Consider the following 15,497-nt stretch of genomic DNA (forward strand, 5'->3'; position numbering starts at 1 on the left):
CCCGCTGTGCCCCGGCGTGCGGGCGGGTAACGGCGCGACGCGGGCGATTGGCCCGGACGGGTGAACCGATGCGGACGGGTGGCGCAGCACCGGGTCAGCCCGCCTCACTGTGGGTTGCCGCCGTGCTGGTTGCGCGACCGCTGCCTCAGCGACGGGTGTGAGGGGCGCCCTGAGCAGGGGTGTCGTCCGTGCGCGGGATTAATCGGCCGTCCAGGGGAAACGCGGAGCGGGACCGTACGCCCAACTGCGCCAGGAGGCGACCATGAGTGAGCAGACCCCGATGGCTGACGATGCCTACCAGCCCACCGGCGGCAATGAGCAGCAGGAGGACGCCGCGCCGCTGGATCTGCAGGACGCGGTGGATGAGCGGGACTACGACGAGATCCTGGACGAGGGTTACTCCCCGCCCGAGCGGCCCCTGGGCGTGAACCAGCACGGGACCACGGCCGCCGAGCAGCAGGAGGGGGAGACGCTGGACGAGCGGCTGGAGCAGGAGGTGCCGGACGTGAGCGCGCCGGCCGGTGACGGGGTCGGTGACCTGCCCGGCGGGGAGGGCGAACCGGTCGACGCCGAGGTGGGCGATGCCCGGGCGGGCCGCCTGGTCGCCCCGGACGAGGGCGCGCACGCCGACACGGTGAGTGAAGAGGTCGCGGAGGACGTCGGTATCGACGGAGGCGCGGCGGGCGCGGAGGAGGCGGCCGTGCATGTGATCCCGGACGAGGGCTGACCGCCGGGTTCTTACCGAGTGGTGACGCCGGGGCGGTGAACCGGGGAAGTGGGCGGCCGGGGACCTAGGTTGAGGCCATGCGTGTATTGGTCACCGGCGGTGCCGGGTTCATCGGGTCGCAAGTCGTGGACGTGCTGCGGGCGTCGGGGCACCAGGCCGTGGTCTACGACCTTCGCGAGGACCCCGCCGCCGACGTCCGGGACCCGGAGGCCGTGGCCCGCGCCCTCGCCGGTGTGGACGCCGTCTGCCACCAGGCGGCCATGGTCGGCCTGGGCGACGGTGTCGCGGACGCGGCCGAGTACGTCTCCCGCAACGACCTCGGCACCGCAGTCCTGCTGGCCGCGACGGCGAAGGCGGGTGTACGGCGGCTGGTGCTGGCCGGGTCGATGGTGGTGTACGGCGAGGGCCGCTACGAGTGTCCGGAGCACGGGGTCGTACGGCCCGGTCCGCGCGCCGAGGCCGACCTGAGGGCGGGCCGCTTCGAGCCGCCCTGCCCCCTGTGCGGCACCGCGCTCGTCCCCGGCCTGGTGGGCGAGGACGCCCCGGCCGACCCGCGCAACGTCTACGCCGCCACCAAGCTGGCCCAGGAACACCTGGCCGCCGCGTGGGCCCGCGTCACCGGCGGCACGGCGCTCTCCCTGCGCTACCACAACGTGTACGGCCCCCGGATGCCCCGCGACACCCCGTACGCCGGGGTCGCCGCATTCTTCCGCTCGGCCCTGGCACGCGGCGAGGCGCCACGGGTGTTCGAGGACGGAGGTCAGCGGCGCGACTTCGTGCACGTACGGGACGTGGCCGCGGCGAACCTGGCCGCGCTGCTGGCGCCGGACCGGCCCGGCACCCTGACCGCGTACAACACCGGCAGCGGCGAGCCCCGTACCGTCGGCGAACTGGCCCGGGCGCTGGCCGCCGCGCACGGCGGCCCGGAGCCGGTGGTCACCGGCGAGTACCGGCTCGGGGACGTACGGCACATCACCGCCGACTCCGCCCGGCTGCGCGCCGACCTGGACTGGCGGCCGCAGGTCGGCTTCGCCGAGGGGATGGCGGAGTTCGCCGGGACCGGCTGAGTCAGGAGGCCGGGGCGGGCAGGGTCACCTCGAAGCGGCAGCCGCCGGGGATGTTCCGTACGCTCGCCCGACCCTGGTGCGCCTCCACGATCCCGCGCACGATCGCCAGCCCGAGCCCGGCGCCTGCCGGAGGGGTACGCGCGTCCGTGCCGCGCCAGCCGGTGTCGAAGACGCGGGGCAGATCCTCCTCCGGGATGCCGCCGCAGCCGTCCGTCACCGACAGCACCACGCCCTCCGGCGCCCGCCGGGCCGCGACGGCGACCGTGCCGTCGGCAGGGGTCCGGCGGATGGCGTTGACCAGCAGGTTGGCGATGACCCGGCTCATCTCCCGGCCGTCCACCTCGACCGGCACCGGCCGCACGCCGTCGCCCACCAGCCGTACCCCGTGCTCGCGGGCGAGCGGGCCGACCCCGGCGAGGGCGTCGCCCACCAGGTCGTACAGCGAGATCCGGGTGGGGCTCAGCGGGAGTGTCCCGGCGTGGATGCGGGAGAGTTCGAAGAGGTCGCCGACCATGCCGTTGAGACGTTCCACCTCGGTGCGGATCTGCCGGAGGTAGCGGGGCGGGTCGGCGGCCACCCCGTCCTCCAGCGCCTCCGACATGGCCCGCAGACCGGCCAGCGGGGTACGCAGATCGTGCGAGATCCAGGCGACCAGTTCACGCCGGGACGCCTCCAGGGCGCGCTCACGCTCACGGGAGGCGGCCAACCGGGCGCTGGTCGCGGCCAGTTCCCGGCTCAGGGCGTCGAGTTCGGCGGTGGCCGGAGCCGTTGGAGCGGCGAAGGCGTCGGCGTCACCGAAGTTCCGCGCCGCGTCGGTCAGTTCGCGACTGCGGGCCACCACCCGGCGGCCCAGGAGGAGCGCGGTGGGCAGCGAGACGGCCGCCGCCATGGCGACGACCGTGGTGACCACGCGCAGGTCGTGCGGGGAGAGGAACATCGCCCAGGCCACCGCCATGGTTCCCGCCAGCATGGCGAACACGCCGACGCCCGCCACCACCGCCAGTGACGCGGTCAGCGAACGGCGCCGGACCAGCCGCAGCGCGGCCGCGCCGAGCAGGCCGGAGGCGGCGGCGCCGAGGAAGGCGTACAGGGCGATCAGAAGGTTGGCACGCATCTCAGCCCTCGTCCGGTTCGGCGGAGGCATCCGGTTCGGCGGAGGCGTCGGGTTCGAAGCGGTAGCCGACGCCCCAGACGGTACGGATCAGCCGGGGCCGGGCCGGATCGTCCTCGATCTTGCCCCGCAGTCTCCGGACATGCACGGTCACCGTGGACAGATCGCCGAAGTCCCAGCCCCACACCTCCCGCATCAGCTCCTCCCGGCCGAAGGCACGTCCCGGATGCCGCAGCAGGAACGCCAGCAGGTCGAACTCCCGCAGTGTCAGGGCGAGTTCGGCACCGTTCTTGGTGGCCCGGCGCGCGGCCGCGTCGAGGGTCAGGCCCGCCGCCGCGAGCGGGCCCGAGGCGGGCGGCGCCTGAGCGGCGGGGCGGCTGCGGCGCAGCACCGACTCCACGCGCAGCACCAGCTCGCGCGGGCTGAACGGCTTCGTCACATAGTCGTCCGCGCCGACCTCCAGACCGAGCACCCGGTCGTCCTCCTCGCCGCGCGCGGTGAGCATGACGACCGGGACCGGCCCGCGCTCACGCAGCCGCGCGCACACCTCCAGGCCGTCCATGCCGGGCAGCATCAGGTCGAGCACCACCAGGTCGGGCCACTGGCCGGCGGCGGAGGCGAGGGCGGACGGGCCGTCGGCGGCACGGTCCACCACATGCCCGGCGCGGGCCAGATATCCGGCGACGACCTCCGCCACGGTCGGGTCGTCGTCCACGACCAGGACACGGCCCGCGGACGGGGTTGAGTACGGCTGCTGCATGCCCACCAGCCTGGCACCACGGCCGGGCCCCGGCCGCCACGGCGGCCGGACGTCCGCGTTTCGTAAGGAGCGGAAGTCCGGTTCGTCCTGGTTCGGCTTCGTAGGGTGAAAGCCGTGACCACCTCACCCCCACCCACCGGTCCCGCCGTGGACGTCGTGCTGCCCTGCCTGGACGAGGCCGAGGCGCTGCCCTGGGTCCTGGCCCGCGTCCCGGCCGGCTGGCGCGCGCTCGTCGTGGACAACGGCTCCACCGACAGTTCCGCCGAGGTCGCCCGCGCCCACGGCGCGACCGTCGTACGCGAGGAACGGCGCGGCTTCGGCGCCGCCTGCCACGCCGGGCTGCTCGCCGCCACCGCCGACCTGGTCTGCTTCTGCGACTGCGACGCCTCCCTCGACCCCGGCCTGCTGGTGCCCTTCGTCGAGGAGGTGCGCGCGGGCGCAGCCGACCTGGTGCTCGGCCGGCGCCGGCCGCAGGGGCGGGGGAGCTGGCCCGCGCACGCCCGCGCGGGCAACCTCGCGCTCTCCCTGCTGCTGCGCCGCCGCACCGGCCTCGCCCTGCGCGACCTCGGCCCGCTGCGCGCCGCCCGCCGCGAAGCGCTGCTCACCCTCGGCCTCACCGACCGGCGCAGCGGCTACCCCCTGGAGATGGTGGTCCGCGCGGCCGACGCGGGCTGGCGGGTCACCGAGCACGACGTGCCCTACCTGCCGCGCTCCGGCACCTCCAAGGTCACCGGCACCTGGCGCGGCACCTGGCACGCGGTACGCGACATGAGCAGGGTCCTGCGCGAAGCGCCTCCGGCGGAGCGGGAGCGGACGGCGCCGGGGGGTACCCGGTGACGGCAGGGACTCCCCCCGGCGCTGCGGTACCTGGAGAACGCCCATGACCACTCTCCTCGTCATCGCCAAGGAACCCCGGCCCGGCAGGGTCAAGACCCGGCTCACCCCGCCGTACACCCCCGCCCAGGCCGCCGCGCTCGCCGAGGCCGCGCTCACGGACACACTGCGCGCTGTGGCCGCCGCCCCCGCGACACGCCGGGTACTGGTCCTGGACGGACGGCCGGGGCCCTGGCTGCCGGACGGGTTCGAGGTCGTACCGCAGTGCGCGGGCGGTCTCGACGAACGGCTCGCGGACGCCTTCGCCCGCTGCACCGGGCCCGCACTGCTGGTCGGCATGGACACCCCGCAGATCACCCCGGACCTGCTGATCCCGGACTTCACCGACTGCGACGCCCGCTTCGGCCCGGCCGAGGACGGCGGCTTCTGGGCCCTCGGCCTCGCGCGCCCGGAACCCGAGCTGCTGCGGGGCGTTCCGATGTCCGTGCCCGAGACGGGGAGCGTGCAGCGCGAGCGGCTGGCCGCCGCCGGGCTGCGGGTACGGGATCTGCCCCGGCTGCGCGACGTCGACACCGCCGCCGACGCCCGCGAGGTCGCCGCCCTCGCCCCGGACACCGCCTTCGCCGCGCGCCTGGCGGCCCTCACCCACCCCGGAGCGTCATGAGCACCGCGACCGCACCCCCCGCCTGGGCCGCCTCCGACCCGTACGCCACAGCGCTGCGCACCGGCCGGGGCCCGCTGTTCCTGCGCCGGGGCGACGGCTGGCTGCTGCCGCTGGACGTGGAGCGCTGGTGCGCGGCGGCCGACGCCGTGGACCGGGCGGTGCTGGATCTCTGCGAGGGTGCCGTGCTCGACGTGGGCTGCGGACCGGGCAGGCTGGTCGCGGAACTCGCCGCGCGCGGCCGCAGCGCCCTCGGCGTCGACGTGAGCGAGGCAGCGGTGGCCCGTACCCACACGCTCGGCGGGCGGGCGCTGCACCGCTCGGTGTTCGACCCACTGCCCGGCGAGGGCGGCTGGGGCACCGTGCTGCTCATGGACGGCAATGTGGGCATCGGCGGCGATGTGGCCGCCCTGCTGGACCGGATGCGGGAACTCCTGTGTCCCGGCGGCCTGTTGGTCGTCGAGACCGTGCCCGGTGACGTGGACGAGCGGACCCGGGTGCGGGTGGTGGACGTGGCCCACGGCGGGGGAGCGGTGGGCGAGCCGTTCCCGTGGGCCCGTATCGGCACCCCCGCGCTGCTGGAACTGGCGCGGCGCGGGGGCTGGCCCAATACCGTTCAGTGGACCTCGGGCGAGCGGTGCTTCGTCGCCCTGCGCAGCCGCAGGACGAGCAGCAGCGCGGAGCCGCCGAAGAGCGCGGCCGTGATCAGCAGCCAGCGGGAGAGGTAGACGTCCGGGTCGAGTCCGGTGGCCGACCGGTAGCGGTCGGCGGACAGACCCAGGATCAGCGGGGCCCACACCAGCAGCGCCAGCCCGGACAGCACGGCGGGCACGCGTACGTAGAGCGTCCACCGCGCCGCGGTCCCGGCCCTCAGCGCGCGGTCGAGCGTGGAGTACAGCGGCACCAGCACCAGGTCGTGCAGCAGGGCGGCCCCCACGAACCAGAGGACCACCCCGAGCCAGTCGCCGGCGAGCAGCCGCACCCCCGCATAGGCGACGAGCGCGAACGAGCAGACCAGCAACAGCAGTTGCAGCGGACTGCCGAGCAGGGCGCGGAACGTCGGCCGGCGCATCACAGGTCTCCGAAGGTCAGCCGGCCCACCCACTTGGTGTTGTGGACGCCGGGAGCGGCGGGCACGATGATCCGCGCCGGATAGCCGTGGTCGGGGGACAGCTCCTCGCCGTTGACGGACAGGGCGAGCAGGGAGCGCGGGTCGGACACCTGGTTGGCGCGCAGCGCCGCCCGCCGGAAGGCGCCGTGCCGCTGGAGGGACTCCACGAGCACATCGGGCGGGGCGCCGCCGTACCCGGCGAGCGCGGCCAGGTCGCGCAGCCGCACCCCGCGCCACCACTGGTCCGCCGTGGACCAGCCCTCCACGCACGCGATCGGCAGCGACGAACTGTGCTGCGGCAGACGGAGCAGCTCGGCGCGGCTGAGCCGTACCGTCCCGGCCGGACCGGTGACGACCAGCCGCCAGGCGTCCGGGTGCGTGTCCGCGTCGGTGATCCCGGCGTAACGGGCCGTCTTGTTGATCTGGAAGCCGTTCGGCCCGCCACCGGGGTCGGACCCGCCGTGCGGCGCGAGCAGGGCGGTACGGCGCAGCGGGCCGCCGAGACTCTGTCCGACGGTCGTCGCGAACAGCAGCAGCGAACCGCCGCCGACCAGCCACAGCGCGCCACGCCGGGACACCGTGGGCGGTGCGGGGTCGGGCGCCGCCAGTCCGGCCTCGTCCTGCCGCCACGCGCGTACGGCACGCACGGCCACCGGGGTCCGCAGGGCCGCGTGGACGACGAAGGCGGCGATGAACACCCAGGCGCCGTAGAAGTGCAGGGGGTAGAACGAGCCGGGGAAGACGTACTCCAACTGGATGTTGAGCAGCCCGGTGACGAACTGGAACAGCGCGCCGCCGACCAGGAGCAGCAGCGAGACCCGCTCCAGCGCGTGCGCCACCGAACGGGCCGGCGGCAGCGTGAACAGCTTCGGCACCACCGACCACAGCTTGGCCAGCAGCACCGGCACCAGCACGACGCCCAGCGTGACATGGACGCCCTGGGTCAGCCGGTACAGCCAGGAGGGCCCGGCCGGCCAGTCGAACAGGTAGAAGCCGAGCACCCCCTTGTCCGGGGTGGTGTCGTTCACCGGTGAGAGGCCCGGGTTGTAGGCGGCGTAGGACACGAGCCCGGTCACGAACAGCACGCTGATGCCGCCGAGCAGCACCAGCCCGAGCACCGCCGTGAACCGGGTGCCCCGCACGGGACTGCGCCAGAAGCGGGGAGAAGTGGGAAGCCGGGGATCGTCGCGCATGCCCCGACCGTAGGCCGCGGAACACCCCGGAACGGGTGCGCGACCCATGACGAAACGCTGACGTCCGGCCCGGAAGGCGGACCGGAGCCGCCCCTGCGGCCTAGCGTTCCGGTGTGATCCACCGCCAGCCCCACACCTCACGCCGAGACCTGTACGCCGCCGCGGCAGCCGTGCTCCTGGTGACCGCCGCCGTCCTGGTCGGCCGTCACATCCAGGACGCCCACCACACCCTGTTCGTGCACTGGCCGCCGCTCTTCGCCGACTGGGACCCGCACATCGGCCCCGCCACCCCGGCCGCGTCGGCGCTCGCGGCGGCCGGGGTGGCGTACGGGCCCACGCTCGCCGCGCGGCTGCCCTGGCGCGCGCTGCCCTGGGTGACCTGGGCCGCGTCGGCGGCCTGGATCGTCTCCCTCGCCCTGATCGACGGCTGGCACGGCGGCATCGCCACCCGGCTCACCACCGCGAACGAGTACCTCCAGGTCATCGACCGCTTCCACGACATCCCGGCCACCCTGCGCGGCTTCGACGACCACATCCTCGCCGGTGTCCCCGGCAACTGGCCCGCCCATGTCGCCGGCCATCCCCCCGCCGCCACCGTGACCTTCGTCCTGCTGGACCGGATCGGTCTCGGCGGGGGCGGCTGGGCCGGGACGTGGTGCGTGACCCTCGGCGCGTCCGCCTCCGCCGCGGTGCTGGTCGCCGTGCGGGCACTGGCGGACGAGCGCCTCGCCCGGCGCGCGGCACCCTTCCTGGTCCTGGCCCCGGCCGCGGTCTGGATGGGAGCCTCGGCCGACGCCTACTTCGCCGCGGTGGCCGCCTGGGCAGTGGCCTGCCTCGCGCTCGCGCTCACCCGGCGCTCCCTGCTCTGGGCAGCCGCCTCCGGCCTGCTGGCCGGCCTGACAGGCTACCTCTCCTACGGGCTCACCCTGATCGCTCTGATCGGGCTCGCGGTGGTCGTCCTCGCCCGGGCGGATCTCCGGGCCCGCCCCCTGATCGTGCTGCCCTTCCTGGCCGGACTGGCGGTCACCCCCGTGGTGTTCGGCCTGCTCGGCTTCAACTGGTGGACGGCCTACCACCTGTTGGTCACCCGCTACTACCAGGGCGTCGGCGGCACCCGCCCCTACAGTTACTGGATCTGGGCCAACCTCGCCTGCGCCGCGCTCATCACCGGCCCGGCTACGGCGGGGGCCCTCCCGCGCACCGCCCGTTCCCTCGTCAACCGGGACGGCGACCGCCCCGCAGGCCGCCTCGCGCTGATCGTCGGCGCTGCCCTGGCCGCCCTGCTGATCGCGGATCTCTCCGGCATGAGCAAGGCGGAGACGGAACGCATCTGGCTGCCCTTCGCGGTGTGGCTCCTGTCCGCCTGCGCCCTGCTGCCACGCCCCCGCGCCTGGCTGGCCGCCCAGGTGATCCTGGCCCTGCTGCTCAACCACCTTCTGCTGACGGGGTGGTGAGAGGCGCGCCGCTCATGGCCGGGTGAGAGAGGTCGAGTTGGTACCAACTCCCCGATTTGCCTCCGAGGTCGGCCGGACCGGCGGGGCCGGTGCGGACGAACCCCGCCTTGAGCAGGACGCGTTGAGAGGCGATGTTCTCGTGGGCGGTGGCCGCGCGGAGGGTGTGCAGGGCGTGCTCGGTCGCCGCCAGCACGCACAACTCCCGTACGGCCGCCGTGGCCACGCCCCGCCCGCTGGCGTGTTCCGCGACCCGGTAGCCGACCTCGGCGGTGCCGTCGGCGAGGTCGTAGAGGTTGAAGCGGCCCAGGACCGTGCCGGTGCCGGTGACGAGCAGGTAGAAGGCACACACGCCGGTGGCCTGTTCGGCGAGGAGGGCGTCGTAGCGGTCGGTGAAGCGGGCGAAGTACTCGTCGCCCCGGTCGGGGACGGCAGCGGCGAAGTAGTCGCGGTTCGCCAGCTCGAACGCCATCACGGCCGGGGCGAGTTCGGCGGTCAGCGGCTTCAGCGAGGGCGCCGCCCCGCCCCGCTCAGCGGCGGACATCCACCGAGGCCAGGAAGTCACCGATCAACGCCGTGAGCGCGGCGGGCTGTTCGAGCGTGCTGCTGTGCCCGGCCCCCGGCACCACCTCCAGCCGGGCCCCCTTCACGGCGGCCGCGAGGCGCTTGGCATCGGCGGGGGGAGTGGCCAGGTCGTCGGCGCCGACGGCGACCAGGGTGGGTACCGAGATGCGGCCCAACTCGTCGTGCACGGGCGTCCGTTCGATGACGCCGAGCACGGCCTTGCGTATCCCGGCCCGCTCGCAGCGCCGCAGGCGTCGTACCCACTCGTCGATGACCGGCTCGCTCGCCGGGTCGGCCAGGAAGCCGGGACCGAACATCGCGGCCTTCACCTTCCCCAGCACCGGCCCGACGCCGGTGAACCGGTAGACGCGGGCCAGCAGCCGGTACTCGGCGGCCTTGTCCGACGGCTCGCCGTCCGCGCTCGTGTCCAACAGGGTGAGCGAACGCAGCAGTTCGCCGTGGCGGGCCGCGATGCGCTGGCCGACGAAGCCGCCCATGGACAGGCCCACCCAGTGCACGGGCCCGAGGCCCAGATGCCCGATCAGGGCGACCGCGTCGGCGGTCAGGGTGTCCATGTCGTACCCGGACGGCGTCGCGGGAGTGTCACCCTGGCCGCGCCAGTCCACGGTCACACAGCGGTAGTGCTCCCGGAGCACCTCGATCTGCGGATGGAACATCCAGCCGCTGAACAGCAGCCCATGACCGAAGACCACGGCCGGCGCGTCCGGCCTGCCCGGAGGCGCGCCGGTGTCGGTGTACGCGATCGCTGCGCCATTGACCTCGGCAGTGGGCACCTGGGGGCTCCTTCGCTCCGGGAGGCGCTCCGGGCGGAGCGTCTGCGGTGGGAGCCGAGCATAGGGACGTACCGAGCCGATGGCACAGCGGCGTGCGCGGTCGGATACGTACCCGTGTGGCGCGGCCACGGCGCGATCGCCGAACGCGCCGTGGCCGCGCTGCGTCCCCGGGGAGTGCCGGGGGCGCCGGTGACCGGGGAGCTGGTACCGGCTCCACAGGGGTCCGGGTAAGCGCGGGCCCGGCTGGGCACGCATGGCCCTGACAGGTGGCCGGTGGTGCGGCGGATACCGGGCGAAGAGCGTGTGACGACGGTGAGGGCGTTGCCATGGAGACGGAGCGGGTGGCCGAAGAGCGTCGGCCGTCGGTGCGGGCGGTGGTCGCCGGGTCGGTGGGCAACTTCATCGAGTGGTACGAGTTCGGGGTGTACGGCTACTTCGCCACCGTGATCGCGGAGCGCTTCTTCACCCCGGCCGGCGGTGGCACGGTCGGGGGGCTGGTCAAGACGTACGCCTCCTTCGCGCTGGCGTTCTTCTTCCGCCCGGTCGGCGCGGCCCTGTTCGGGCGGCTCGGGGACCGCATCGGGCGGCGGCCGGTGCTGATCCTGGTGGTCTCGCTGATGACGGTGACTACGGCACTGATCGGCGCGCTGCCGACCTATGCCACGGTCGGCGTCCTGGCACCCTGGCTGCTGACCCTGCTCCGGGTGCTCCAAGGACTGTCCGCGGGAGGGGAGTTCGGGGGCGCCGTCGCGGTGATGACCGAGTTCGCGCCACCGGGCAGGCGGGGGCTGTACGGGGCGTGGCAGTCGTTCACCGTGGCGCTCGGGCTGCTGGGCGGGGCGGGGGTCGCTGCGGTGCTGGCGAGTCTGCTGAGCGAGGACCAACTGGGCGCGTGGGGCTGGCGGTTGCCGTTCCTGCTGGCGCTGCCGATGGGGCTGGGCGCGCTGTGGCTGCGGTTGCGGCTGGACGAGACGCCGCCCTTCCGGGAGCAGGAGCCCGCCCAGTCCCTGCCCGCGCGGGACGTGGCATGGGCCATCGCGCTGGGCGCCGGACGGGTGATGGGCTGGGCGGCGGCCGGGTACGCCTTCCTGGTCGTGCTGCCCTCGTACCTCCAGACGGCGCTGCACGCCACCTTCCGCGAGGCGCTCATCGCGACCGTGCTGGCCAACCTCGGCTTCGCCGCCACGATCATCCCGGCCGGCCTGCTGAGCGACCGGATCGGACGGCGGCCGGTGATGCTGACGGGAGCGGGCCTGGTCGTCGTGCTGGCGGTGCCGCTGCTCGACCTTCTGCAGAGCGACGGCACTTCGACCGCGCTCAAGGGGCTGGCCGTGCTGCTCGCCGGTGCGATCGTGGGCCTGATGGCCGGGCCGGGACCCGCCCTGCTGGCCGAGATGTTCCCCACGCGGGTGCGCTGCACGGGGCTCGGACTCGCCTACGCCCTGTCCAATGCCGTGTTCTCGGGCTGCGCCGGGCTCATCATCACGGAGGCCGTGAAGCGGACCGGGAACGTGGACGTACCCGCCTACTACGCGGCGGCGGCCTGCGCGGTGAGCATGCTCGCCCTCTTCAAGAGCACCGCTTTCAACGGCACTGCGGGAAAGGCGGGTTGGACCGATGCTGGTGATCGGCCTGATGTCGGGAACGTCGTATGACGGCATTGACGCGGCGGCGGCCGGGCTGCGCCTCACGGGGGACACGCTCCGGCTGAAGCCGCTCGGGATGGTGAGCGAGCCGTACGACCCCGGCCTGCGGGAACTGCTCGCCGGTGCGCTGCCCCCGGCGGCGGTACCGCTGGCCGACGTGTGCCGGCTCGACACAGGGATCGGGCAGGCGTTCGCGGCGGCGGCCGCTCGGGCCGATGCCGAACTGTGCGCCGGCTCGGCGGAGTTGATCGCCTCGCACGGACAGACCGTCTACCACTGGGTGGACGGCGACCGCGTGCGCGGCACGCTGCAGCTCGGGCAGCCCGCCTGGATCGCCGAGGCGACCGGACTGCCCGTGGTCGCCGACTTCCGGCCCCGTGACGTGGCCGCCGGCGGCCAGGGCGCACCGCTGGTCAGCATCGTGGACCTGCTGTGGCTGCGGGGCAGGCCCGGGACGCCGGTCGCGCTCAACATCGGCGGCATCGCCAACCTCACCGCGCCGGACGGGACCGCCTTCGACACCGGTCCGGGATGCGCGCTGGCGGACGCGGCGGCGCGGGAGTTCAGCGGGGGCCGGCTGGCATACGACGCCGACGGCGCCCTGGCCGCCCGGGGCCAGGTCCACGGGCCGCTGCTGGAGCGGCTGCTGGCCGACCCGTACTACGCGCGTCCGGCGCCCCGGACGACGGGCAAGGAGCTGTTCCACCCCGGTTATCTGCGGGAGACGGCTTGCGGGCTGTCGGCCGGCCTCTCCGCCGAGGACGTCCTCGCCACGCTCACCGCACTGACCGCCCGCACGATCGCGGACGCCGTACGGTCGGTCGCCGCCACCGAGGTCGTCGCCTCCGGCGGCGGCACCCGGAACCCCGCGCTGATGCGTGCCCTCGCCGCCGCGCTCCCCGGCGTCCCGGTGCGCCTCTCCGACGATCTGGGCCTGCCCTCGGCCGCCAAGGAGGCGTACGTCTTCGCCGTCCTGGGCTTCCTCACCCTGCACGGCCTCGCCGGAACGGACCCCGCGAGCACGGGCGCCCGCCATCCGAGCGTCCTGGGCTCCCTGACCCCCGGCCGCGACGGACTCAGGTTGCCCCCGCGGCCGGAACAGGCGCCCGTGCGCCTGGAGTTGGAGTGACCCCGACGCCCGCTCAGAACGCCCGGTGGTACGGCTGCGCGACGTACGGCTCGGCGCCGAGTTCGCGGGCCGCGCGCAGCGCGAAGTACGGATCGCGGAGCAGCTCCCGGCCGAGCAGGACGGCGTCGGCCTGGCCGTCGGCGACGATCTTCTCCGCCTGGCGTGCCTCCGTGATGAGCCCCACCGCGGCGACCGGCAGACCGGTCTCCCGGCGCACCCGCTCGGCGAACGGCACCTGGTAACCGGGGCCGGTCTGGATGCGGGCGTCGGGCGCGATGCCGCCGGAGGACACGTCGATCAGGTCGACACCCCGATGGCCGAGGTCGGCCGCGAGACGCACCGTGTCGTCCACCGTCCAGCCCGTACGGTCGTCGCTCTCGTCCTCGGTGAGCCAGTCGGTGGCCGAGACCCGGAAGAACAACGGGAGTTCGTCGGGCCACACTGCGCGGACCGCCTCCGCGACCCGCAGCGCGAACCGGGCCCGCCCCTCGTAGGAGCCGCCGTAGGCGTCGGTGCGGTGGTTGGCGTACGGGGAGAGGAACTGGTGGACGAGGTAGCCGTGGGCGCCGTGGATCTCGGCGACCTCGAAGCCTGCCGCGAGTGCTCGCCGGGCGGTGGCCGCGAACTCCCCGACGATCGCGTCGATCTCGTCGGTGGTCAGCTCCGCGGGGGTGGTGTACCCGTCGTCGAAGGGGAGCGCGCTGGGCGAGACGGGCCGCCAGCCGTAGCCGTCACCGGGGGCGATCGGGGCGCCCCGGTCCACCCAGGTCCGCTCGGTGGACGCCTTGCGCCCGGCGTGCGCGATCTGGATGCCGGGGACGGTCCCCTGGGACTTGAGGAAGCGGGTGATCCGCGCGAACGCGGCCTGCTGGGTGTCGTTCCACAGCCCCAGGTCGTACGGGCTGATCCGGCCCTCCGGGCTGACGGCGGTGGCCTCGGTGAGGATCAGGCCGGTGCCGCCCGCCGCGCGTGCCGCGAGGTGCTGGAAGTGCCAGTCGTTCGGCGCGCCGGTCCCGGGGCCCTCCGGGGCGGCCGAGTACTGGCACATCGGCGCCATCCACAGGCGGTTCCGCACGGTCAGCGAGCGGAGGGACAGCGGTTCGAACAGGACGCTCACGCGTGGCTCCCAGGGGTCGCGGGTCGACAGGGCGGCCCGCCGTGCCGAAGGCGGACCGACACGGGTAACACCGTGTACGCGCCATGGATTCCCCGGGAGCCCTGTCCGCTCAGAACGCGTACCGCACCCGCAGCCAGGGCGCGTGCGCCGCGACCAGCCCGGTGAGCCGCTCCACGCCCTCGCGCTTGACGTCGTTGCGGTACCGCACGTTCAGCGCGCCGTTCTCCGAGCGTTTGGCCTGCTGGATCTCCGGGCGCCACAGCACGTCCTCGGCGCGCGGGTGCCAGCGCAGGTTCACGTCGTGGAGCTGCCGGTTGTGCGTCAGCATGATGACCTCGGCCGCCGCCTGCGCCTTCACCCGCGCGGGCAGTACGTCGTCCAGGTGCCGCAGCAGCTCCGCCCAGTCCTCCTCCCAGCCGGGGCGCAGCACGACGGGGGAGAGGTTGAAGTGCACCTCGTAGCCCGCGTCCAGGAAGTCCGCGGCGGCGGCGATCCGCTCGGCCACGGGGCTGGTCCGTACGTCCAGCAGCCGGGAGTCGCCGGGCGGCATCACCGAGAAGCGGATACGGGTCGAGCCGCGCGGGTCCAGGGCGAGCAGGTCCCGGTTGACGTACTTGGTGGCGAAGGAGGCCATCGCGGTGGGCCACCGCCGGAAGGCGGCGACGAGGTCGGCGGTGTTGTCGCTGATCAGCGCGTCCACCGAGCAGTCGCCGTTCTCCCCGGTGTCGTACACCCAGCGCTCCTCGTCGCACTGCGTGGGCTCCCGCTTGGGGCCGAGGGAGGTGATGTGCCTCTCCAGGGCGTCGACCACGTCCCCGATGTTGGTGAACACGGTGATCGGGTTGGCGTACCCCTTGCGGCGCGGGACGTAGCAGTACGCGCAGGACATGGCGCAGCCGTTGGAGGCGCCGGGGGCGATCCAGTCGGCCGAGCGTCCGTTGGGGCGGACGGTCAGCGACTTGCGCACGCCGAGGACCAGCGTCTGCCGCTTGACCCGCACCCAGCGGTCGGCGTTGCCCTCGTTGCCGTGCAGGTGGGGGATGTTCCAGTGCGAGTCGACCTCCAGCACGCGCGCCCGGGGGAAGCGGGCGATGACCTGCCGGCCGCGCGGGGAGAGCGCGGCGGCGGGCTCGGCGTAGATCTCCCGCACGTCGAGCAGGCGGGCCACCGGCTCGGGGGTGTCGGCCGGCGCCGGGTCCTCGGTGTGGTCCTCGGCGCCCAGCAGCTCGGTCAGCCCGAAGAGGGCGTCCGGGTCGCCGGAGGCGGGGGAGGAGGTCGGGGACACGGCGGCTCCAGCGGTGCGGGGTGGCGAGTGAGGGCTCGGTTCCCCTC

At 74.4% G+C, this 15,497-nt stretch carries 16 protein-coding genes; 8 read left to right on the plus strand and 8 right to left on the minus strand.

What is annotated here, in order from left to right; translation table 11 throughout:
• Positions 1–262: 262 nt before the first annotated feature.
• The gene (locus ACZ3HQ_RS06580; protein WP_467508590.1) at positions 263–727 is read left to right on the plus strand and encodes a DUF5709 domain-containing protein; all 465 of its coding nucleotides are present in this window, start codon (positions 263–265) and stop codon (positions 725–727) included.
• Positions 728–804: 77 nt separating this feature from the next.
• Positions 805–1,794: an NAD-dependent epimerase/dehydratase family protein gene (locus tag ACZ3HQ_RS06585; RefSeq protein ID WP_467508591.1), complete on the plus strand. Its 990-nt coding sequence runs from the start codon at positions 805–807 to the stop codon at positions 1,792–1,794.
• A 1-nt stretch (position 1,795) separates the two neighbouring features.
• On the opposite strand, the gene ACZ3HQ_RS06590 is transcribed toward ACZ3HQ_RS06585, so the two are convergent.
• Together ACZ3HQ_RS06590 and ACZ3HQ_RS06595 are read right to left on the minus strand one after the other, a co-directional pair.
• Complete coding sequence (locus ACZ3HQ_RS06590; RefSeq protein WP_467508592.1) at positions 1,796–2,908, minus strand: sensor histidine kinase; 1,113 nt, start codon at positions 2,906–2,908, stop codon at positions 1,796–1,798.
• Between the two features lies 1 nt (position 2,909).
• Complete coding sequence (locus ACZ3HQ_RS06595; protein ID WP_467508593.1) at positions 2,910–3,665, minus strand: response regulator transcription factor; 756 nt, start codon at positions 3,663–3,665, stop codon at positions 2,910–2,912.
• Between the two features lie 105 nt (positions 3,666–3,770).
• Here ACZ3HQ_RS06595 and ACZ3HQ_RS06600 point away from each other — a divergent pair, with 105 nt between their 5' ends.
• From ACZ3HQ_RS06600 to ACZ3HQ_RS06610, 3 genes are read left to right on the plus strand one after another with little or no spacing between them, the layout of a single operon-like run.
• Positions 3,771–4,502 carry a glycosyltransferase family 2 protein gene (locus ACZ3HQ_RS06600; RefSeq protein ID WP_467508594.1) on the plus strand — a complete coding sequence of 244 codons (732 nt, stop codon included), beginning with the start codon at positions 3,771–3,773 and terminating at the stop codon, positions 4,500–4,502.
• Positions 4,503–4,545: 43 nt separating this feature from the next.
• On the plus strand, positions 4,546–5,163 hold the full coding sequence (locus ACZ3HQ_RS06605) for a TIGR04282 family arsenosugar biosynthesis glycosyltransferase (RefSeq protein WP_467508595.1): 618 nt from the start codon (positions 4,546–4,548) through the stop codon (positions 5,161–5,163).
• The gene (locus ACZ3HQ_RS06610) at positions 5,160–5,888 is read left to right on the plus strand and encodes a class I SAM-dependent methyltransferase (protein ID WP_467508596.1); all 729 of its coding nucleotides are present in this window, start codon (positions 5,160–5,162) and stop codon (positions 5,886–5,888) included. The genes ACZ3HQ_RS06605 and ACZ3HQ_RS06610 overlap by 4 nt, the downstream gene beginning before the upstream one ends.
• Here ACZ3HQ_RS06610 and ACZ3HQ_RS06615 read toward each other — a convergent pair.
• A complete protein-coding gene (locus ACZ3HQ_RS06615) occupies positions 5,777–6,232 on the minus strand; it encodes a hypothetical protein (protein ID WP_467508597.1) in 456 nt (151 codons plus the stop codon). The genes ACZ3HQ_RS06610 and ACZ3HQ_RS06615 overlap by 112 nt on opposite strands.
• Complete coding sequence (locus ACZ3HQ_RS06620; RefSeq protein WP_467508598.1) at positions 6,232–7,464, minus strand: molybdopterin-dependent oxidoreductase; 1,233 nt, start codon at positions 7,462–7,464, stop codon at positions 6,232–6,234. The genes ACZ3HQ_RS06615 and ACZ3HQ_RS06620 overlap by 1 nt, the downstream gene beginning before the upstream one ends.
• Before the next feature lie 113 nt (positions 7,465–7,577).
• On the opposite strand from ACZ3HQ_RS06620, the gene ACZ3HQ_RS06625 reads away from it, so the two are divergent.
• A complete protein-coding gene (locus tag ACZ3HQ_RS06625; RefSeq protein ID WP_467508599.1) occupies positions 7,578–8,918 on the plus strand; it encodes a hypothetical protein in 1,341 nt (446 codons plus the stop codon).
• On the opposite strand, the gene ACZ3HQ_RS06630 is transcribed toward ACZ3HQ_RS06625, so the two are convergent.
• A complete protein-coding gene (locus tag ACZ3HQ_RS06630; protein WP_467508600.1) occupies positions 8,890–9,459 on the minus strand; it encodes a GNAT family N-acetyltransferase in 570 nt (189 codons plus the stop codon). The two genes, ACZ3HQ_RS06625 and ACZ3HQ_RS06630, sit on opposite strands and share 29 nt — an antisense overlap.
• Complete coding sequence (locus tag ACZ3HQ_RS06635) at positions 9,446–10,273, minus strand: alpha/beta fold hydrolase (protein WP_467508601.1); 828 nt, start codon at positions 10,271–10,273, stop codon at positions 9,446–9,448. Before ACZ3HQ_RS06635 ends, ACZ3HQ_RS06630 begins: the two co-directional genes overlap by 14 nt.
• A 326-nt stretch (positions 10,274–10,599) precedes the next feature.
• Here ACZ3HQ_RS06635 and ACZ3HQ_RS06640 point away from each other — a divergent pair, with 326 nt between their 5' ends.
• Positions 10,600–11,928: an MFS transporter gene (locus tag ACZ3HQ_RS06640; protein ID WP_467508602.1), complete on the plus strand. Its 1,329-nt coding sequence runs from the start codon at positions 10,600–10,602 to the stop codon at positions 11,926–11,928.
• Positions 11,891–13,048, plus strand: a complete 1,158-nt coding sequence (locus ACZ3HQ_RS06645) for an anhydro-N-acetylmuramic acid kinase (RefSeq protein WP_467508603.1) — start codon at positions 11,891–11,893, stop codon at positions 13,046–13,048. The genes ACZ3HQ_RS06640 and ACZ3HQ_RS06645 overlap by 38 nt, the downstream gene beginning before the upstream one ends.
• Before the next feature lie 13 nt (positions 13,049–13,061).
• Here ACZ3HQ_RS06645 and ACZ3HQ_RS06650 read toward each other — a convergent pair whose 3' ends face one another.
• Entirely contained in the window at positions 13,062–14,165 is a 1,104-nt protein-coding gene (locus tag ACZ3HQ_RS06650) for an NADH:flavin oxidoreductase/NADH oxidase (protein WP_467508604.1), read from the minus strand.
• 109 nt (positions 14,166–14,274) lie between these two features.
• Positions 14,275–15,450, minus strand: coding sequence for a spore photoproduct lyase family protein (locus ACZ3HQ_RS06655; protein WP_467508605.1), 1,176 nt, complete (start codon positions 15,448–15,450; stop codon positions 14,275–14,277).
• Positions 15,451–15,497: the final 47 nt, after the last annotated feature.

The sequence above is a fragment of the Streptomyces sp. NPDC018263 genome (assembly GCF_055562575.1).